This is a genomic window from Novipirellula herctigrandis (genome assembly GCA_007859835.1).
Lineage (GTDB): Bacteria > Planctomycetota > Planctomycetia > Pirellulales > Pirellulaceae > Novipirellula_A > Novipirellula_A herctigrandis.
Map to the genome: position 1 here is coordinate 6,765,260 of SJPJ01000001.1, position 20,256 is coordinate 6,785,515.

Here is a 20,256-nt window from a genome sequence, read left to right on the forward strand (position 1 = left end):
GGGCCTTACCATCAATCGCGACGACATCCAATTCACTCTCGGTACGTTTTCCGGAAAGACGTTTAATCCAACACTCAAAACATCTCTGAAAGGCTGCCGGCTTGAGCGTCATCAAGACTCGTCCGATCGTATCGTGCGATGGAACGCCGCTGGGAAGTTCGAGGCGATTCTTGAGCCACTGCTCATTGCTCTTAGCCCAAACACCAATCGCTTTAGGGCCTTCCGCGCCCGCGATGACCGCCATGATACTGATCACGATGACGTCACCGAGCAGGTGTCGCTGATTGACATGCGAACGCGGGTCAGGCAATTCGGCAAAGTCTTCGAGGATGCTTTCAACATCAAATTCAATCGCTTTCTTCTTAGCCACAGCAACGCATCCAATCATTGTTTGGAGAACACAAATTCAACAAGAACAATGATCGCAAAATTAACTCGACCGCGCTACCCCAGTCTACCTAAAGTGCGCGTCGGCCCTGAGGTGAAGTCGCGAATAGCAACCTCGAGTAAAGGCATAAGCTTCCCTCTATCACTTCCAGCGTTGCCATAAGACTAGGCACTGTTTAACAAACTGATCTGGCGAGATTTGAACGCATTCGGCAGCTTCCCGGAGTACCTACCAAAGTGCTCCAAGGAGGAAGCCAAATGCTCCGACATCGTCTCACAGACCGAGAGTTCAATGCAATCCGTCATCTGCTGCCAAAACGAAGAAAAAATCAATCCGGTCGACCATGGACCGAACACCGATGCGTCATCGATGGGGTTCTTTGGATACTCAAAACGGGCAATCCGTGGAGGGAACTCCCAGACGAGTTGGGCAAGTGGCAAACGGTTTACGCTCGCTTTCAACGATGGACCAATGAGGGGCTTTGGGACAGGATTTACACTACGCTCTTGAAAAGAATCGATGCCCTGGACAAGATCGACCGTACGCTGTGGAGTGTCGATGGGAGTGTAGTCCGTGCGCATCGATGTGCCTCAGGAATGATCCCCCAAAGCGAAGAAAACGACGAATTGAACGCCCTGGGCCAGTCTCGCGGAGGCTATTCGACCAAGATTCACGTGCTTTGTGACGGTAATGGGACACTGCTAGCGATCACCGTCACAGGTGGTCAGCTTCATGAATCAACCGAGTTTGAGAACTTGATTGCAAACTGCGAACTGAGTCTGCATCGATATGGCCGTCGCCCCGACGCGATCGCAGGAGATAAAGGCTACAGTTCCAAAGCCATTCGGCAAAGCATTCGGGACCGTCTCATTGAGCCGATAATCGCATCACGATCGAACGAGTCACCCAACGAAGACTTTGATCGCGAAGCGTATCGCCGCCGAAACATTGTCGAACGCTTGATCGGCTGGTTAAAAGAATCACGCCGAGTGGCAACTCGCTATGATAAATTGACCTGTTCGTACCTCGCATTTGTTCAACTCGCCGCCATGCGGCGAATCCTAAAACTACTTTGATATACAGTTCCTAGGCTCGCATGGATCGATCACCACTATGCAGGCTGTATTCTTCAGACAACCAATTCAACCTTTTCGATTTTTTATTTGCCGTTGAACCCAAAAACATCCAGCTTAGCAATTTTGTACTTCGTATGTTCGCTGATATACTATATGCCGCTTCACGGCCTAAGACAAAATGCAATTGTTTAATGGCCTAATATGAGAAAAAAACACTATCGCGCTGACATTGATGGATTGCGCGCAGTGGCAGTTGTTGGCGTTATTCTCTTTCATGCGAACATTGGTTTAGCAGGTGGGTACGTTGGGGTTGACGTTTTCTTTGTGATCTCAGGCTATCTAATCACACAAATTATTGCACGTGAAACTAATGAGGAGCGGTTTTCGCTGCAGCGATTTTGGGTGCGACGAATCAGGCGGATTTTGCCTGCTGCGGGTCTGGTGGTGCTCACCACATTTCTGACAGGACTGATTGTTTTGGAGCCTCGGGCGTTGATTGGGCTTGGCAAATCGGGAGTATCCTATTCGCTAATGATCGCCAATCTGTTCTTCTACCACTCTAGTGGATACTTTTCCGAATCTGCTGAGTTGCAGCCTCTGCTTCACACATGGTCGCTTTCGGTCGAAGAACAATTCTATGTCGTACTTCCTCTGACGCTAGTGTTTGTGTTGCGTCGCCAGCCGAAGTGGGCTTTTCCTTTGTTAAGTGTTGCTGCCGTCGTCTCATTTCTGTTAAGCGTGAGCCAACTTAATGCAAATCCTTCAGCCGCGTTCTATTTGCTGCCTTCTCGTGCCTGGGAATTGCTTGCTGGCGCGTTGCTAGCGATTGGTGGGTGCCGACTAACGCTAGGCAGGTCGACAAATGAAATACTTGCCGTTATCGGTTTAGGTTCGATCGTGTATTCGATGTTGTATTACACCCAAGCCACTCCATTTCCAGGACTGGCTGCAGTGTTGCCGGTCGCTGGGGCCACGCTCTTAATTGCCACCAACATGCACCAGACTACTTTTGTGGGGCAGTTGCTTTCCCGAAAACTGCTAGTGGGGGTCGGGCTGATTAGCTACTCCCTTTATCTTTGGCACTGGCCTGTGTTGGTGTTTTGCCGCCACTTGTTTGTTGATGAAAGCGTGCATGTCACGGGGGCTGCGTTGATGCTTACGGCGGTTCTTTCATATTTATCTTGGCGATTTGTTGAGACTCCGTTCCGGGACTCGCAACGTCTCCGAACACCTGCGGCAGCATTCCGGTTTGCGGCGACAGTCACGGCAATCGTTGGTGGGGCAGGGTTACTGTTTATACTTCAACGCGGGCTTCCCCGCCGCTTTAATGAACCCTCGCTTGCGATTATTGAAGATATCGTATGGACAGGAAGCGAATACCAAGAAGAAACTTCATCAGGCGTTCCCATCGGCGTCGAACGAACAGGCATCACTTGCCCCGATTTCGTGCTTTGGGGCGACAGCCATGGCATGGCTGTTTCCGCTTTGGTGGACAAATTGGCCAAGGAAGGCAACTTAAGTGGCAACGCCCTGTTAAGTAGCGGTCTGCCACCTGTGACTGGGCTGTGGAAACCGTTAAAAGGACTAACGCGTGAAATATCAACCACGTCCCTTAACCAATCACGCTATGACTGGATCGTGAATTGTGGCGTCAAGCATGTAGTGCTAGTCGCCCGTTGGGAGTCAATGATCGACGGGCTCCATGATGCGGAGATCAATGAGCGGACTGGCAAAGTACGCAACTATTCTATGGTTGTTGACCGCCCGGGATTAGTGCCGTCACATGATGTCAGTCAAAGAGCGTTGAAAAGCCAGCTCACTCAGATGGTAAAGCGGTTAGCAATGCATGAGGTGAAGGTCTGGTTGGTCTTGCAGGTGCCAGCCGCAAGCCAGGCAAACGTAGCGAGGGATTTTTTCTTAATAAATCGTTTCCCGAGCTTGAACCAAAGAAGCATCCAGTTGGATACACGGAAAGCTGATTATCAACAGCGGCGAGCAGAGACAGTGGAATTACTCGCCAGCATTCAATCGGAAAACCTTGAAATTGTTGACCCGATTGATGCTTTCTATGGCACCAATAAGCGGCTTCGGCTGTATGGCGAACGCTCGTACTACCGCGATGAAGATCATCTCACTCGCCCAGGTGCCGAATTTTTCCTTCGATCGGTATACGAAGATATTTTCTCTCGAATTCATGAGCAGGACTAGTCAGCGACGGATGGCCACTTGAGCCTCCGTCTAATGTTCCTTGTTTTGCCTCTAATGGATGTAGAAAGCTTTGGAAGTTGAATTTGCATTTTCAACGAGGGGAGATTTGTCATGACAAAAAAACGACGAACTTTTGCAGCAGGTCAAAAAGCGGCATGCCCCGCAGGCACCTCTGAGACAAAATGTCGGTTGAGAGCGTTTCCTATAGAGTAGAGAATTCAACTCAGCCAGATTTAGCAATGAATTGCGCTAATCCTCGTTCTGGCCGGTGGAGCAGGGCAATCCCATTCGGTGTCGTTAGGAACAATGATTGCGTAGCAGTTGGTTTCGTCAAGTAAGCAAGCGGTTTGCTTGCTTTTATATGGAACCCATTCGGCGTTTTCGCCGAACATTGCCCCAACGAGGATTGTAATGTTGACAACTTCACCGGTCATTTTTACAACGTTTCAAAGTTTACCCGATCCGAGAGTTGACGGTGGCAACAAGCAACACTCGCTTTACGAGATTGTTGTCATCACCCTCTGTGCCACCATTTGCGGTGCCGAATCTTGGACCGATGTCGAGCGATTTGGATGGGAGAAAATGGATTGGTTCAAATCGTTCCTCAAGCTGGAAAATGACATCCCTTCGCACGATACGATCGGGCGTGTTTTGCGGCCTTGGACACTGCAGCATTCAATGTCTGCTTGCAAGACTGGATCGAGCACCTACAACTGGAACTCCAAGGCCAAGGCATCCACATCGACGGCAAGACCGTGAGACACAGTTTTGATGCTGCTACCAACCGCCAGTCGTTACATCTGGTCAGTGCGTGGGCGGATGGATTGAGCATTTGCCTTGGCCAAGTTGCAACTGACGAAAAGTCGAACGAGATCACTGCGGTGCCGATGCTGCTGGAGCTACTCGAAATTCGCGGTGCCGTTGTCACTTTGGATGCGATGAATTGCCAACGCAAAACGATTGCGAAGATTCGCGACAAACAAGCCGACTACGTGATCACTGTGAAGAAGAACCAAGAGGCCTTGTACGAAGAAATTGAAAAAGCATTTCTGGAGTTCGGCGAGGACAACTATCAGAGTCGACAATGTCGCTCACAACAAACCAAACGAACCACGCGAGGACGCATTGAAGAGCGAATCGTGACGGTTGCGGCCGCGCCACGATCATTGAAGGACTCGGGACGCTGGGCGGATATGGCCACGATTGGGATGGTGCACCGGCATCGCGAACCCGATCCGAAAAGCCAAAGCAGCAAACCGATCAAGGAGTCCGACCGCGTCACGTTCTTTATTAGTAGTTTGCCACCAAAAGCGAAGTTGGTCGCATCGTACGTCAACAATCACTGAACCGTCGAGAATCAGCTTCACTGGACGCTTGATGTAACTTTTACAGAGGATGCCAGTCGCCTACGCAAAGGCAACGGACAAGAAATCATGGGCGGGTTCTGTCGTTTGGCTTTATCGATACTGAAGCGGGACACTTCGCTGAAGAAAGAGAGCATTCGCGGCAAACGCCTGATCGCGGGATGGAATAATCACGCACTATCTGCAATTATTGCCGGAAGTTAGTGACCAAAGCGAATGCCCTGGGGCTAGCCCGGCCAGATGAAACCCCGATTTTCTCACTGCGGTTGGTACAGAAAAGGGGAGCAGGTCATAGTTTTAATGCAATCCGAAATCGGCTTCCCTGGCACCGAAAAACAGCGTGGACGCCCGTGCATGGACCACAGAACAATCATTAACGGAATCATGTGGATAGTCAGAACCGGCTCTCCATGGCGGGATCTGCCCGCTGAGTTTGGGGAATGGCAGACCGTCTACACACGCTTTCGGCGATGGACTAATGAAGATCTCTTGACACGGAAGCAGGACACGTCGAAATCGAGTTTGAAGAGCATGCGAAAAGCAGCCGGCTGGAACACTGACTTTTTCGAAAAACTCCTATTCGGAGCTTGATTTTGATGCGATGGCCGTGAGTATAACCTAATAATATAGGTGAGGCAGGGGGGTGTCGGCTGCAGTCTTTAAGCCGCAAACTCAAGCACTTCGATTTCACAATGGTCATTGATCCATGATAGTTAGCACTGGTTTGTTGTGCCTGCAGAAAAAGTCGCATCCTTGCACTGGATTTGAATAAATGCGGGGTTTTATATCAGCAACACCCAGGTCATTCCTTTTCTTCGATCAGAACGCTGTAGCAAACTTGGCATACGATAATAGTGACTTGTTCAAAAAAATTACTCGTTCTCTCAACGACTTTCTTTCCCGACCCAAATGTTGGTGCTATTCGGATGACTGAATGGTGCCGACACCTCGCACCAATGGGTTGGGACATCAAGGTTTTGTGTCGGCATTATGGATACACAGCGTCGCAATCTAACCTTTCATCGGAAGTTTCATCTGGCGTGGATGTACAATATCTCGGGCCTAGAAGGAAGCAGGCAATAAGTGATGAGGCAGCCAGGCAGAGTGTATTGAAGTCATTCATACGTAAATTTTCATTATCCTTTGCTGGGAAAATTTGCGTTCCCGACGTTTTAATCTGGAAACAGCACCAAATTGCTAGCCGTGCACTCGAAATTGCAAATGCTTTTTCTCCAGATGTGATTTTGTCATCCAGTCCTCACCACTCGATCCATTGGCTTGGTCGTTTTTTGTCTTCTAGGCTAGGTAAACCTTGGGTTGCAGACTTTCGAGATCCTTACACTATTGACAAAAGGTTTTGTCCCCAAAGTAGATTTTCAGTAACTCGGCCTTTGCATAGGAGCTTTGAGAATCGCATATATAAAAATGCGGCACTTATCACTCATGCGATTCCCATTCATGGACGATGGGCGAGATATCGTTGGGCTGGCCAGAGAAGTAAAATTAAAATCGTAACGAACGGGATTCCTGATTTTTTGCTTGCAAACAAATCTACTCGGCAAAACGCCAACACTATTATGATTTGTTCACCTTCTCGGCTTTCACCTTTGATGGTTTCTTACCTAGCTATGATTGCGGAAGCTAGAAGAGGTGAATGTCGCCTTGAATACCAAATATTCGACAATGAGCCTACTGACATTTGCTCCCTTCAAGCCATTAGCGGCAACGCTTTTGTATTTCGTGGCCGATGCTCGCATAAAGAAACACTAAGAACGATTGCAGATGCCGATGTCCTTATTGGCTTCTTGTCTGATGAACGAAGGCTTGGCTTGGGTCTGAGTTCGAAACTATTTGAGTTTGTTGCAAGTGGCAAACCGATCATCAATGTTAACTCAACAAGATCGGATCGACTTTTCCTAAAGAGTGTGCCTTGGGCAATTGAACTTTCCGACCCTGATTTCGCAAGCTTCTCATGTGCCATTGGAAAGTGCATTGAGGAACGCCCACGACCATCGGAAACGTGGCTCGTTGGTTTTCAGTCCGAATATTCGAGGTCAAACCAAGTTAAAAAAATTGATTTCTTTTTGCGTAATTTGTTCCCAAGGCACAATGGGGGCGATCAAGAAAAAACGCGTGCTTTGGACGCGATTTGATAACCTAGCTGTTTCGAACACAATCACAACTGCTTTCCAGCAACAAAAAATATACCCATGATCTTAATGTGTTTGTAGCCCAACTGCTTTTCGTCTTTTCCATTCTCTTTATTGCATGGTGCGTTCATGAAATTGTTACACCATTTCTGCGTCAGCAAGCTCATCTTCTACGTTTTTATACATTGTTCTTGTCTGGATCAATCGTATTCGTTGGAGTGGCGGCGATAGATGTTGCGCTCAATCCGCGTGCCTTTCTGTTGAACCACATATTGCCGAATATAAGCGAAGAATCCTTTTACCTCTTTATGTTGGCGGTATTAGTATTTTTCACCGTAATGAGATTCTCGTACAAGCGCGCGTTGAACCGATCTAGGCTTCCGGCAAAAATTTTCGGGTTCTTTCCTGGCGAGAGTGATAGGGCAAAACGTGTTTTGTTTTGGTTTTTTGCTACCGTTGTTGTTTTGTCTTTCTTCGCATCGGTTCACCCTATTCTTGGTTACCTTTCGGCGATCGCGAGTTTTAATTGCATTGTATTGATGACCGTTTTGGTCGTACATGAAGTGATCGTGCGGCAAAAGACTGAGCACTGGATTACCTTTCTTGTGGTTTTTACCGTCTGCTTGGTGTTGTCTATGACGCGGGGTTCAGGCAGGAGAGACATGGTCGCCTGTCTTTCCACGATTCCAGTTGTTATCTATTTTTATCGCGCCCGAGTTTTGCACCCTCCAAGAGTAATTAGGAATGTCGCCATCCTCGGTATAGTGAGCATTCTTGTGCTCAACGGCTATTCGGGATTGCGATATCGTGCCAAGAATACAGGCGCAAAAATAGACCTTTCGTATCACCTTGAGACGCTTCGTTCGCTTCCGATGTATTGTCTCCTGCCACCCGATGCGAATCAAAGTTTCGGACAGGGTGCGGTCAGGCTTTCAATGGTTTGTATCGAGAAGTTTGAGTTGCGTGAATCAAGAGTTTTTGAGCAAAAGCCGTTCTTTAATACCTACTATGTTCTTGGCAATCCAATTCCTCGTTTTTTGTGGGATGACAAACCGGAAGCGCTTGGCCACACTTTGCCAAGAGATCTCGGTTTTTGGTCCACAGGCTACGTTAATGTAGGGCCCGGTATCGTCGGCCACTTTTTCCACGAAGGTGGGCTTTTTTTCGCTGTTTTTTACGGTTGGATTTTTGGCTACTTTTTGGGGGTGTTCGACGATCTGCTCCGCTACGGTGAGCGGCATCCTCTCGTACTCGGTTTGTTATGCACTACGGCCGGGCAGTTTGTTGGTTTCTCTCGGGGTGATATTGGCGTATTTGGTGTACATATTATTGCTAGCTGTGTTACGGTGGGTTTCGTTTGCTTTTTTTGCTATTTGATCGGTCTTCCGAGTGTTTCGCATGACACGCGAAACCGTTAACTGCTTCGTTGGATTTAGGTTATGAATCGCCGGAACATATCTGTCGCCATTTTTCAGCCTGCATTGCCTTTGTACCGTGTGCCTTTTTTTGCGAAACTCGGAGAAGAGCCATGGTTGAACGTGAAGCTGCTTTACGGCGACGTGCATGGGCTCAATAATGCAAAAATTGACAGGACTTCAATGGATGCAGCTCATGCTTCCTCGCGAACTCTAAGTATTCCGATTATTGGTGAGTTTCATTTCGCCTTGACGCCGCTAACGCTTGCTTTTTCCCGTGGCTATGATGCGATCGCGCTGCCCTGGAATCTAAGGTTCGTGTTCCTTCTGCCGGCGCTTCTGATTTGCTTCGTAAGACGACTGCCCGTACTGCTTTGGGGGCATGGGCGTTCGAAGCAGCCGGGTTTTTTTCGAGACCTACTTAGAGGGCTAATCACCTATCTGGCATCCTCTGTCATTTTGTACGACCGACAAACGCTCGTTTCTCTGCAGAAGGACCGGAAAACGAATTCGAAATTTTTCGTTGCACCCAACGCGATCGATCAAGTCGAGGTGCGAAAGCATCGTCAGGATTTTGATATCGAAGAAAGGGTTTCTCGACGGAGACGATGCTTTCACCTTCTTCACGTGTCTCGATTGCAAGCGGATAACTGTTTGGATGTTGCGCTTCAGGCGGTTCAATTACTTGTTCGAGCAGGTAAGCCTGTATTCCTTCGAGTGGTTGGGAAATCGGTCGATGGCGAGGCCGAGCGTCTCATTCAGCTTGCGAACGAATTGGGAATCAAAGAGCATGTGGGTTTTTCGGGGCCTATTTACAGTGAGACTGAACTTTCCCAGTGCTTCAATTCATCCGATTGTTTTATCTATCCCGCAAATGTTGGGCTTAGTCTTTTGCATGCATTTGGATATGGTTTACCGATTATTCTGGGCGATGACATGACTTCGCATAACCCCGAAATTGCAGCGTTTAAGGATGGGGAAAACGGGGTCACATTTGCGCAGAATGACTGGCGTGATTGCGCCAAGGCAATTGCACGGCTGATGGATGATACCGTTCTATTGAGTCAGCTCTCCATGGGGGCTAGAGTTACCATCGACAAAGAGCATTGTCTTGATCAAATGGTCGCCGGATTTACTGCTGCCATTCGGTACGCAGTCGGAACGAAGAATGAATGAAATTGAGTTACTACCAATGGCATTTTCCGGCTAACCTGCATGTGCAGTTGGTTGGTTTAGTGTCTCCCTTTTGGGTTACCGCGTCCGAGAGCCGATGTTAACGATAATCAATCTTGTTGATGATTTAACCCAAGTCAATTTTGGTATTTGGAACGCGGCGATTTCGACATCGCCCGCGTTGAAAGACGCTTTTGGAATTCGGTCGGAAGTGTGGTGTGTCTCGCCCGTCGCAACCGAAATACCTAGTTCGCTAGAATCAGGAGTCGACCGAGTTTGCTTCGTGAAATCAACAAAGCAAAATGACATCGATGAGATTTTAAGGGTGTCTGACGCCAATTCGAATCATTGTCTTGTTGTCAGCCACGGGTGTTGGCAAGGTCCCACTCGGTTAGGTTTTGAATTAAAGAAGAGAGGGTTTAAGTGGATCTACACTCCTCATGGAATGCTCGAACCTTGGAGCGTCTCGCAAAAAAGGTTGAGGAAGAAGGCCTACTTCCACTTCATTGAAGGGCCGCGCGCAAGGGCCGCGGACATCGTCCGCGCCGTCTCTGCACCAGAATCGATCCGACTTCGTAAGTATTTCGAACCAGAGAAAATTCAGTTGTTTCCAAACGGGATCGAGTTGCCAGCAGAGTTCTCGAAACGAGATCCGACATTTACGCGTTTTCTTTTTCTTGGTCGGTTGCATCATAAAAAGGGTGTTGTCCCGTTGGTTCATGCATTCCTACAAAGCTGTTTGAATAACCGTGCCGATGTCGAACTCGTAATTGCAGGTACAGACGACGGTGAAAAAGCGAATCTCGAATGTCTGCTGAACAATCGAGGAGTTTCAAATGTGAAACTTCTTGGGCCGACGTTCGGGTCGGCGAAAGACGAGATTCTTCAATCATCTGATTTCTTTGTGCTGCCGTCGTTTAGCGAAGGTTTTCCGACCGCAGTCGTAGAGGCAATGGGGTTCGGTTGCATTCCTCTTATTTCAGAAGGCTGCAACTTTCCGGAGGCTTTTGAAGCTGGGCTTGCTATCGGTGTCGAACCCGAGCGTGAAAGTATTCACAGGGGACTGAACGAGGCATTGGGACTGTCCTTGTCGCAACGCCAAATTCAGTCACAAAAGGTAGCAAAATTTATCGAAGATAATTATACTCTGGACCAAATTGCAGCGTCGTTGAACGAGTGTTATCGCTCGCTCTTGACAATGCATAGTTAATGATCCTCGTTGCAAACGAATGCGATGGCTGTTGCACGAGATAGCCTTGGATGCCAGTCTAGGAACGCTCCTTTCAATGATTTGTCGGAGCTATACAGGGACCTGATACATATGTCATACGGTGAGGGGAGATATTTAATGCGCTACGCCGTCGACCAGGAAATGGTCATGACCCTGGTTGCCGACGCATCGCCGGTTCAGTTCTATTTGAATTCCAAGCTTAGGGCCGTTGCTGTTCCCGAACCTTCATCCATTGCGATTCTTGTCGGTTCCATAGCACCGTTTTATGTGAATGCACTTCGAAAGAAATGCCGGACTTCTAGCCATTTCCTAGCGTCATGAGGCTTCGCAACTATCGTGCGAATCTTGATCGGGGTGCATCCAAGTTTAAGGAGCTTGCTTGGATTTTCGTTAGATTCCTTTTCTTTGTACCTTTCCTGCCACTGCCTTCAGGCTTTCGAGTGTTGCTGCTGAGATCCTTCGGGGCAACCATTGGCGAGGGCGTCGTGATTCGTTCTCGCGTTAACATCTCATTCCCTTGGCGTTTATTGATCGGGGACCACACTTGGATCGGTGAAGGTGTAGAAATCTTGAACTTAGCTCAAGTGACAATCGGCAGTAACTGCTGCATCTCGCAGCAAGTATTCTTATGCACTGGAAGCCACGACTTCTTTGTTGATGAGTTCTCACTGATCATAAAGCCGATCACTATCGAAGATGAGTGCTGGGTAGCAGCCAGATGCTTTGTTGCTCAAGGCGTTACGGTTGGACGCAATAGCTTGTGCGCTGCCGGGAGTATCGTGACGAAAGATGTCAGGCCCAATACGATTGTGGGCGGAAATCCCGCGAAGATGCTGCGGCGACTTGAAGCGTGAAAGTTTCTCTTATCACCGCCGTCTACAATCGCCAAGCGACGATTGCTTCGGCGATTCGTAGCGTGGCGGAACAGGATTATAACGACCTTGAGTACATCGTGGTCGACGGGATGTCCAGCGATGGGACCGACGCGGTTGTGGCCTCGCATTCGGATGTCGTGACTAAATCGATCCGCGAGCCCGATGGTGGGATTTATGATGCTCTGAATAAGGGTATTTCGGCTTCATCGGGCGATGTTGTCGGCTTTTTGCATGCTGATGATTTGTTGGCTACTCCCAAGGCATTGTCAGCCGTGGCCGCGATGTTCGACTCGGGGAACTTCGACGCCGTCTACGCCGATCTGTTTTATGTCGATGCCGCCAACCCAGACCGCGTCGTTCGTTATTGGAAATCCGGCTCATACAACGTCGGCAAATTTCGGCGTGGTTGGATGCCTCCGCATCCGACTGTCTATGTCCGCCGTGAAATCTACAACCAGTTTGGCATGTACCGGACCGATCATGGCTCGGCCGCTGACTATGAATGCATGGTCCGGTTGATGGTCGCCCACGGTATTCGCGTCGGCTATCTGCCGCAGGTGACCGTAAAAATGCGCGTCGGTGGCGAGAGCAACGCTTCGGTCGCTAATCGTATCGCTGCCAATCGAGCCGACCAACTCGCTTGGACGCTCAATGCGATGAAGCCGCCATGGGGATTGCGGTTTACCAAGCCGCTACGGAAGCTGCCACAGTATTGGCGGAAGCCAGAAGCGTAGGGGAAATCGTGGGGCGTTCCCGAATGATGAAATGTATGACTTGCAGTGACTTCTTTGTTACCTTAAGCCACCTAGGGCGTTTTCTGCGAGTCCCTTTGCGAATCGAAACGAATAATGACCAAAATTGTTAATCTTGCCTGTGTTGTTGGTGCGCGTCCCAATTTTATGAAAATGGCTCCTTTGTTGCGCGCACTGAATGCGACGGGAAAGGCAAATTGCACGCTGATCCATACCGGCCAACATTACGATAAAGCTTTATCGGATGTCTTCTTTGAACAACTCGATATTCCTAAGCCAGACGTTTCGCTCGATGTGGGCTCGGGAACGCAGGCTGGTCAAACTGCCAAAATTCTTGAGCGAATCGAACCGGTGCTCGAGGCCGGATGTGATGGCCAGCCATTTGACTATCTGGTTGTTGTGGGTGATGTAAATTCAACGATGGCGGCTGCGATTGCTGCGGCGAAACTCGGTATCAAGGTCGTGCACGTCGAAGCGGGATTGCGCAGTTTTGATCGTGCGATGCCGGAAGAAATCAACCGAATTGTGACGGACTCGATTTCCGATTTGCTGTTAGTGTCCGATCCGATCGGGATTGATCATTTGAAGCGAGAAGGTCACCCCGATTCGGCGATTCATTTGGTGGGCAATCTGATGATCGATACGCTGTTCCACTCTCTGAGCAAAGCGAAGGAAACGTCGACGCTGGCCGATGCGGGACTCACCGCGGGTGAATACGGCGTGGTGACATTGCACCGACCGTCGAACGTCGATGACAAGGACACGTTGTCAGGCATTTTGCAGGTGCTTCATAAAGTCAGTGATGAGCTACCCGTCGTGTTCCCCATTCACCCTCGAACTCGGTCGCGTATCGAAAGTTTTGGGCTCCAATCGCTACTGGACGATGCACCAGGAATCACCGTGATGCCACCGCTTGGCTATTTGGAATTTCTCTCCTTGACCAGTAGCGCGAAGGTGATCGTCACTGATTCAGGTGGCTTGCAAGAAGAGTCGACCGTGATGTCGATTCCCTGTTTGACGATGCGAGAAAATACCGAACGACCGATCACGGTTTCCCAAGGCAGTAGCACTCTTGTCGGAAACGATGCTGAACTGCTCGCAGAACAATTGCAGCTTGTACTGAGTGGGAAATACGACGTCGGTAAATGCCCCAAAGAATGGGACGGTCAAGCCGCCGGCCGAATTGCAGCGATCCTCACCCAAGCGTAGGGAAAGTCACTGCGGCGATGGGGGGTGGTGCGCCGTCCGCCAATTTTGTAAATCCTGGTCGAACTTGCTTGTGGCACATGGTCTCGACTCAGGTATCGTCTCGACTTTGGTACAGTGTCTAGGTCGTCACGTTTCGGGAGCGAGAAGCTCTTTTTCTGCTATCTGTCCGTAGGTGCGCTACCGCGACCTACGGCTAATGGCTTGAAATCTCTTCGGGATTAAGGACGACTTGTGTATAGCTGACAAGCCTATGCTTTGGGTTAACAATAATCTGGGATCGCACTTTCGTGAGTGCAATGCTTTGCAACTCGTTTATGATGCCATTTTTTTAAACTATCTATAAGGATTGACCGCTGACTACTTCTTCAACTCCTACTGCCTTGATCACCGGGATTACCGGACAAGATGGCTCGTACCTTGCTGAGTTGCTGCTTGAAAAAGGCTATGCCGTCCATGGTATTAAACGCCGTTCTTCGTCCTTCAATACCGAACGGATCGATCATATTTACCAAGACCCGCATGCCTCTGGCGGGCATCCTCATCCGGACGCTAATTTTAAACTCCACTACGGCGATCTGACTGACACTTCGAACCTGACTCGGATCATCAACGAAGTGCAACCCGACGAGGTTTACAACCTTGGCGCACAATCGCATGTGGCGGTCTCGTTCGAGTCGCCTGAATACACAGCGGACGTCGATGGCTTGGGCACGCTTCGTTTGTTAGAAGCGATCCGTTTTCTGGGGCTAGAAAAGAAAACTCGCTTCTATCAAGCATCGACGTCGGAATTGTTCGGGTTAGTTCAAGAGATTCCGCAGCGAGAAACGACACCCTTCTACCCTCGCTCGCCTTACGCGTGTGCGAAACTGTACGCTTATTGGATCACGATCAATTACCGCGAGTCATACGGGATGTATGCTTGTAACGGGATCTTGTTCAACCATGAATCGCCGCGTCGAGGTGAGACGTTTGTCACGCGTAAAATCACTCGCGGATTGGCGAACATTGCTCAAGGACTCGAAAAATGTCTGTTCTTGGGGAACATGGACGCGTTGCGTGATTGGGGGCATGCCAAGGACTACGTGCGGATGCAGTGGATGATGCTGCAACAAGAAACCGCCGAGGATTTTGTGATCGCCACGGGACAACAAATCAGCGTTCGAGACTTCGTGCGAATGTCTGCAGCCGAAGCCGGGATGCAGTTGGATTTTACCGGGGAGGGCATTGATGAAATCGCGACCGTCACCGAGATTGCGGATGCCGAGAAAGCGCCGCAAGTCTCCGTCGGTGACGTGATCGTTCGTGTTGACCCTCGCTATTTCCGGCCCGCGGAAGTGGAAACACTGCTAGGCGACCCCGCAAAAGCCAAGGCCAAACTCGGCTGGGAGTGCGAAATTAGTGTGGAAGAGATGTGTGCGGAAATGGTCGCAAATGACTTGGTCAACGCACGCAAGCATGCTTTGCTGAAACGTCACGGCCACCACGTGAATGTTGCCGTGGAGTAGGAAGCCGTTGTTCGCGGTTCGTTTTTGCTGCAAAGGTCACAAATACTCACGAATGGAATTTGGGTAGCAGGCGTGGTTTGAGTAGATCCATCCAGCGTGTATTTCTTGGAGTGACTTCGAGGGTTTCCTAGCAGTCCGTCTCCGTAAGCCGTCTCGGGTAAAATAAAACCCCGTATCGCAGAGCATTTTGCTTTGCTTTACGGGGTTTTTTTAATACGGAGGACATGGGACGCTCCGAAGTGTTTGTTTTCAATTGCGACTGAGCAAGCACTTTTGGCTACAAGTCCTTTGAGGCAAATGACTTGTAGATATTTGTTTGTTGTCATTCGTGGTCACGTGCTGTCACGAGTCCTGCAAAATCAGTGTCCTGGGTGGCGATTGTTCGTTCGCTGGATTAGTTTGCCCTTTGGTTTGACGATCGAAACTCAACAAAGAAGAGATTGATGAATACGAACTTCGTTCACCTATGCACCCTATTGATTATGGTTGCCGTTTCCGGTTTGGACCTGCATGCTGCGCCCATAAAGGGCAAAACGAGCAAGTTCAACTACGAGGAAACAGCGGAAGTACAGCCTCTTAATCAAGCTCCTAAGCAACCACTATCCTTGTGGTACAACCTGCCAGCCACTCACTGGGAAGAAGCCCTGCCTGTGGGCAACGGTCGGCTTGGAGCGATGGTCTATGGGGGCGTCTCGAAAGAGATTATCCAGCTCAACGAAGATTCCATCTGGGCTGGCCCGCCGATCCCTAAGGTAGAGAAGAGTGTAAGGAGCACGATTGATGAGGTGCGGCAGCTTCTCTTTGATAGGAAGTACACCAAGGCGCAGGAAAAACAGCAAGCGATTATGGTTGATCGCATCTCTCCCAGAAGCTATCAGACGATGGGGGAGCTACGCTTTGATTTCGGTCTTGTAGAGAAGGTGAACGCTTACCGCAGATCGCTGAATCTCGACACGGCTGTTGCGACGACGCGTTACAACATTAATGGAGTCAACTATATCCGCGAAGTGAATGCGAGCGTGGTTGACGATGTCATCGCCGTCAAAATCGCGGCAGACAAGCCTGGATCCGTTTCATTCAATGCCCGCATAGAGCGGGAGGGAATCTTTGCGACCAGGGCCGGTGACAATGCCACCGTGATCGCAACCGGCCAAGCCTCACAAGGCAACCAGCACTTGGGCGTTAAGTTTGCCACGATCTACAAGGTGGTCACAGAAAACGGATCTACCCAGACGGAAGACGGCACTTTGACCGTCAAGAATGCGGACTCAGCGGTGATCTACATTGCCGCGGCAACGGACTACAACCGAGACGATACCGACCATCCGTTGACGGATGATTTGGTGCAAAAATGCGACGGCATCGTCGCTGCGGCGGAGCAGAAGGGATACGACAAACTGAAAGCAGACGCCACGGATGCGCACCAAGAACTCTTCCGAAGGGTGGACCTGAACCTTGGTAACCCGTCAACCAAGCCGACGATCGCCAGATTGGAGGGCTATAAAAACGGAGAGATCGATGCTGCCTTGGAAGCTCTTTATTTTCAGTATGGCAGATACCTTTTAATGGCGTCGTCCCGGCCGGGAAGCTTACCGGCCAATCTGCAGGGCATTTGGTGTAAGGATATGGCCGCGCCTTGGAACAGCGACTATCACACCAACATCAATGTCCAGATGAACTATTGGCTTGCGGAGTCGACCAATCTTTCGGAATGTCATCTGCCATTCATGGACTATGTTGAACGACTCGTTCCGTCAGGTAAGAAGACCGCCCAAGATTTATATGGTTGTGGCGGATTCTTTGTCGGGCACACATCCGATGTTTGGCATGGGACGGTTCCGTTTGGAAACGTTCAGTATGGGCAGTGGGTTGTCGGCGGAGGATGGAGCACGCAGCACTTCATGGAGCACTACCGATTCACCGGGGATCAGGAGTTCTTGGAAAATCGCGCGTATCCAGTTTTGAAAGAAGCATCGCTGTTTTTTTTGGATTGGCTGGTCGAAGACCCGAAAACGGGGAAGTTAGTTTCCGGCCCAAGCACTTCACCCGAAAACAAGTTCTTTGATCCCCAAACCAAGGCTCCTTGTAACCTGACGATGGGGCCTGCAATGGATCAGCAGGTGATATGGGACGTGTTCACAAATACGTTGGAGTCAGCCCAATTGATGGGCGTGGAGGATGACTTCACTCGGGCCGTTCAAAACGCACTCGATCAACTCTCGCTGCCTCAAGTCGGGTCGGACGGACGGTTGATGGAATGGACGGAGGAGTTTGTGGAAAAGGATCCGGGCCACCGCCATGTCTCTCAACTGTTTGGACTCCATCCGGGCAGGCAGTACAACATTTACAACAACCCTGAAATGGTGCGTGCGGCCAGAAAAACCATTGAGTTCAGGCTTTCCAGGGGAGGTGGGCATACCGGTTGGAGCCGGGCATGGATCATCAACTTTTGGGCACGATTCATGGATGCGGAAAAGGCGCATGAGAATATCGGCCTGCTGTTAAAGAAATCGACTCACAACAACCTCTTCGATAAACATCCCCCCTTCCAAATCGACGGCAACTTTGGCGGCGCGGCCGGAGTGGCTGAAATGCTGTTGCAATCGCACGCGGGTCAAATTGACCTGCTTCCTGCTTTGCCCAAAGCATGGGCGGACGGATCCGTGAAGGGGCTTTGTGCAAGAGGCGGTTTTGAAGTTGACATTGAATGGAGCAAGGGAGTCCTGACATCGGCCACGCTGCGCTCCAAGTTGGGCAAGACCTGTACCGTGCGATATGGCGATCAGAAGGAAACGCTCGATACGGAAAAGAACGGAACTTATGATCTGTTTTAATCGTTTTGAAATTCAAATGAAAATTTGACAGCTACTCGCCATACAAGACGATCGACTTCGGGAAGTGGCACCGGGGAGTGGTCCCATGCAACAAGCAAGGCGCTTGATGGCTTAAGCCTGATGACGCTTTTTCTACAGCAGGGAACCTTTCCTGAGCGGACACTTTTCTGACATTTTCCCATCTATTTGGAAGCGACTTCACGCACTGGCCTTGACTCGCATGATCTACTGTTTCGCACACGATCCGGGATCGACGCTTCGACACGGTAAATGGAAGCTTCATGAATACTTCGAGGATTTCCGTATTGAACTTTAAAATCTCTGTTCCGACCTAGGCGAACAAACAGGTATTGCAGCTTCCTGTGCGGAAAAGACGATGGAGTTACACCTGCTGCTGAAGCAATGGCGAACTAAAATGAATGGGCCGCAGTGTATATAGCCAACTCCTTAGTACAGCGTGGCGGACAAGCATGCTGCAATCGCGAAACGCATCAACAAGTAGCGTGCTTTATCGATGTCGGAGTTTTAACAAATCTAAATAGGGAGTGAGTGGGTGCATCGATCTGTTCTACAAAAACTGTGCGTCATCCTTTTTCTGACGACAACGGTGGGCGCTTTTGCACAGGACTTGGCAAGTAAGGACGAGCTGTACACTGGAAAGGAGTATTCTGATGCGTTCGCGAATCCCGAGGACGATCCGGAGCTGCCCAATGTGCTGTTGATCGGCGATTCAATATCGATTGGGTACACGGTCGACGTTCGCAAGCGGATGAGGGGAAAGGCAGATGTCTTTCGAATTCCCACAAATGGGAAAAACGCAGCGTACGGTAGTGAAAACCTAGGCAAGTGGATCGGAACACGGAAGTGGGATGTCATCCATTTCAATTGGGGCTTGTGGGACATTTGCTACCGAAATCCAAAGGCAAAGACGCAAGGGCATCGAGACAAGGTCAGCGGAATATTGACCGCAAGTCCTGATCAATACCGCAAGAGCCTTGAGCAGATCGTTGCCCGCTTGAAGAAAACAGACGCGACGCTGATTTGGTGCGCGACAACGCCAGTGCCAGAGCTTGAGGCCGGGCGAAAGGTTGGAGATGAAATTGAATACAATTTGATTGCTGAATTCATCATGAAGAAAAACGGGGTTTTGATCGATGACCTGCATGCTCACGCTTCGCTGAGACTGCCTGGAATTTGGAGACGAAAAGGGGACGTCCACTATAAACCGCAAGGATATGCCTATTTGGCGGATAAGGTCGCCCTTGAGATATCCGCAGCACTTTCAAAGGAAAGAAGCGGGAAGGAAAAAACGGAAGTGTCGCCTGCGGTGACCATACGGGGCAGCCAGCATTAAAGAGGCGGCATGATGCCCATGCAGATTTGATCGGGTTTAAGTTTGATGTGTGGAAAGGCGGGCGTCGTGTACCGTTCATCGTGCATTGGCCTGGCAGAATTAAGCCTGACAGAATTAAGCCTGACAGTGTCTTTGGCACCAACCTTTAATTCGCCACACAATCCATCAACAAAAGAAATTGATGGGAAATTTGTGCTCTGCTTCATTGTCAATGAAAACAATGATCTAAAAACGCAGCGAATCGTCATGTTTGTCGCAGACGATCTGAATGACGACTGGAAACCTTGCGACGGAGCAGAGACCGACGGAACGGTGCTTTATCGAGCTTAGCTACGGGTGGCAATGGAATTCGTATACCATCGATGTGGGCGTACAACCAATCCGTCACGACTTCTTTCCACAACGACGCATGTTGCAATCAAAGCTGGCCACGGACGATGCACCGATGTGAGCATTCCGCATGAGCGTCGTCACTGGTTTGTGCCTTTCCAGAGTTCAGGGACATCGATGAAGTCCTCCGTGCCCTTGACGCTCTGTTTGAACCGATCACCGCAAACGTGTAACGCAGCCGGTGATGATCTGCTTGCTCTGGAAAAGCCCAAGCGGTGCCTCACCAAATCTCCGTCGAGCAGCATTCCGCAACGTCGGCTATGCTGGGATACACGGAAATCGAGGCAAGCGAAATGTCGAGTCGAGTAACTGGATGCAACACTCCGTTGGCT

Annotated in this window: 17 protein-coding genes; 16 read left to right on the plus strand and 1 reads right to left on the minus strand. The window is 49.8% G+C overall.

The annotated features are described in order from the left end of the window. Positions 1 to 352, minus strand: a 352-nt coding sequence (locus tag CA13_RS24840; protein WP_419195152.1) for an ISAs1 family transposase, incomplete at its 3' end; no start/stop codon positions are given. Positions 353 to 645: 293 nt separating this feature from the next. Here CA13_RS24840 and CA13_RS24845 point away from each other — a divergent pair. The 16 genes from CA13_RS24845 to CA13_RS24920 all read left to right on the plus strand — a co-directional run bounded on the left by CA13_RS24845 (position 646) and on the right by CA13_RS24920 (position 19,864). Continuing rightward, positions 646 to 1,464 carry an IS5 family transposase gene (locus tag CA13_RS24845; protein ID WP_146401283.1) on the plus strand — a complete coding sequence of 273 codons (819 nt, stop codon included), beginning with the start codon at positions 646 to 648 and terminating at the stop codon, positions 1,462 to 1,464. A 201-nt stretch (positions 1,465 to 1,665) separates the two neighbouring features. After that, complete coding sequence (locus tag CA13_RS24850; RefSeq protein ID WP_146401285.1) at positions 1,666 to 3,672, plus strand: acyltransferase family protein; 2,007 nt, start codon at positions 1,666 to 1,668, stop codon at positions 3,670 to 3,672. 411 nt (positions 3,673 to 4,083) lie between these two features. After that, a complete protein-coding gene (locus CA13_RS24855) occupies positions 4,084 to 4,431 on the plus strand; it encodes a transposase family protein (protein ID WP_146401287.1) in 348 nt (115 codons plus the stop codon). Further along, entirely contained in the window at positions 4,359 to 5,018 is a 660-nt protein-coding gene (locus tag CA13_RS24860; RefSeq protein WP_419194777.1) for an ISAs1 family transposase, read from the plus strand. The genes CA13_RS24855 and CA13_RS24860 overlap by 73 nt, the downstream gene beginning before the upstream one ends. A 318-nt stretch (positions 5,019 to 5,336) precedes the next feature. Beyond that, positions 5,337 to 5,627, plus strand: coding sequence for a transposase (locus tag CA13_RS35620; protein WP_419195153.1), 291 nt, complete (start codon positions 5,337 to 5,339; stop codon positions 5,625 to 5,627). 263 nt (positions 5,628 to 5,890) lie between these two features. After that, complete coding sequence (locus CA13_RS24870) at positions 5,891 to 7,189, plus strand: glycosyltransferase (protein WP_146401291.1); 1,299 nt, start codon at positions 5,891 to 5,893, stop codon at positions 7,187 to 7,189. A 68-nt stretch (positions 7,190 to 7,257) separates the two neighbouring features. After that, complete coding sequence (locus CA13_RS24875) at positions 7,258 to 8,604, plus strand: hypothetical protein (protein WP_146401293.1); 1,347 nt, start codon at positions 7,258 to 7,260, stop codon at positions 8,602 to 8,604. A 21-nt stretch (positions 8,605 to 8,625) separates the two neighbouring features. Further along, positions 8,626 to 9,777 (plus strand): glycosyltransferase, encoded by a 1,152-nt coding sequence (locus CA13_RS24880; protein ID WP_146401295.1) that lies wholly within the window; start codon positions 8,626 to 8,628, stop codon positions 9,775 to 9,777. Between the two features lie 94 nt (positions 9,778 to 9,871). Continuing rightward, positions 9,872 to 10,984, plus strand: coding sequence for a glycosyltransferase (locus CA13_RS24885; RefSeq protein ID WP_146401297.1), 1,113 nt, complete (start codon positions 9,872 to 9,874; stop codon positions 10,982 to 10,984). A 338-nt stretch (positions 10,985 to 11,322) separates the two neighbouring features. Continuing rightward, positions 11,323 to 11,859 carry a WcaF family extracellular polysaccharide biosynthesis acetyltransferase gene (locus tag CA13_RS24890; protein ID WP_146401299.1) on the plus strand — a complete coding sequence of 179 codons (537 nt, stop codon included), beginning with the start codon at positions 11,323 to 11,325 and terminating at the stop codon, positions 11,857 to 11,859. Then, positions 11,856 to 12,614, plus strand: a complete 759-nt coding sequence (locus CA13_RS24895; protein ID WP_146401302.1) for a glycosyltransferase family 2 protein — start codon at positions 11,856 to 11,858, stop codon at positions 12,612 to 12,614. The genes CA13_RS24890 and CA13_RS24895 overlap by 4 nt, the downstream gene beginning before the upstream one ends. Before the next feature lie 114 nt (positions 12,615 to 12,728). Further along, positions 12,729 to 13,841, plus strand: coding sequence for a non-hydrolyzing UDP-N-acetylglucosamine 2-epimerase (wecB, locus tag CA13_RS24900; RefSeq protein ID WP_146401304.1), 1,113 nt, complete (start codon positions 12,729 to 12,731; stop codon positions 13,839 to 13,841). Between the two features lie 380 nt (positions 13,842 to 14,221). After that, positions 14,222 to 15,346, plus strand: coding sequence for a GDP-mannose 4,6-dehydratase (gene gmd / locus CA13_RS24905; RefSeq protein WP_419194778.1), 1,125 nt, complete (start codon positions 14,222 to 14,224; stop codon positions 15,344 to 15,346). A gap of 443 nt (positions 15,347 to 15,789) precedes the next feature. Next, positions 15,790 to 18,180, plus strand: a complete 2,391-nt coding sequence (locus CA13_RS24910) for a glycoside hydrolase family 95 protein (RefSeq protein WP_419194779.1) — start codon at positions 15,790 to 15,792, stop codon at positions 18,178 to 18,180. 553 nt (positions 18,181 to 18,733) lie between these two features. Beyond that, a complete protein-coding gene (locus tag CA13_RS24915; protein ID WP_419194780.1) occupies positions 18,734 to 19,534 on the plus strand; it encodes an SGNH/GDSL hydrolase family protein in 801 nt (266 codons plus the stop codon). A 126-nt stretch (positions 19,535 to 19,660) separates the two neighbouring features. Then, on the plus strand, positions 19,661 to 19,864 hold the full coding sequence (locus tag CA13_RS24920; protein WP_146401307.1) for a hypothetical protein: 204 nt from the start codon (positions 19,661 to 19,663) through the stop codon (positions 19,862 to 19,864). Positions 19,865 to 20,256 lie beyond the last annotated feature (392 nt).

Excerpts from the sequence above, each read along its gene's own strand:
- CA13_RS24845 (WP_146401283.1), top strand. The coding sequence starts at position 646 with ATGCTCCGACATCGTCTCACAGACCGAGAGTTCAATGCAATCCGTCAT.
- CA13_RS24880 (WP_146401295.1), top strand. The coding sequence starts at position 8,626 with ATGAATCGCCGGAACATATCTGTCGCCATTTTTCAGCCTGCATTGCCT.
- CA13_RS24885 (WP_146401297.1), top strand. The coding sequence starts at position 9,872 with ATGTTAACGATAATCAATCTTGTTGATGATTTAACCCAAGTCAATTTT.
- CA13_RS35620 (WP_419195153.1), top strand. The coding sequence starts at position 5,337 with ATGCAATCCGAAATCGGCTTCCCTGGCACCGAAAAACAGCGTGGACGC.
- CA13_RS24890 (WP_146401299.1), top strand. The coding sequence starts at position 11,323 with ATGAGGCTTCGCAACTATCGTGCGAATCTTGATCGGGGTGCATCCAAG.
- CA13_RS24910 (WP_419194779.1), top strand. The coding sequence starts at position 15,790 with ATGAATACGAACTTCGTTCACCTATGCACCCTATTGATTATGGTTGCC.
- CA13_RS24850 (WP_146401285.1), top strand. The coding sequence starts at position 1,666 with ATGAGAAAAAAACACTATCGCGCTGACATTGATGGATTGCGCGCAGTG.
- CA13_RS24855 (WP_146401287.1), top strand. The coding sequence starts at position 4,084 with ATGTTGACAACTTCACCGGTCATTTTTACAACGTTTCAAAGTTTACCC.
- wecB (WP_146401304.1), top strand. The coding sequence starts at position 12,729 with ATGACCAAAATTGTTAATCTTGCCTGTGTTGTTGGTGCGCGTCCCAAT.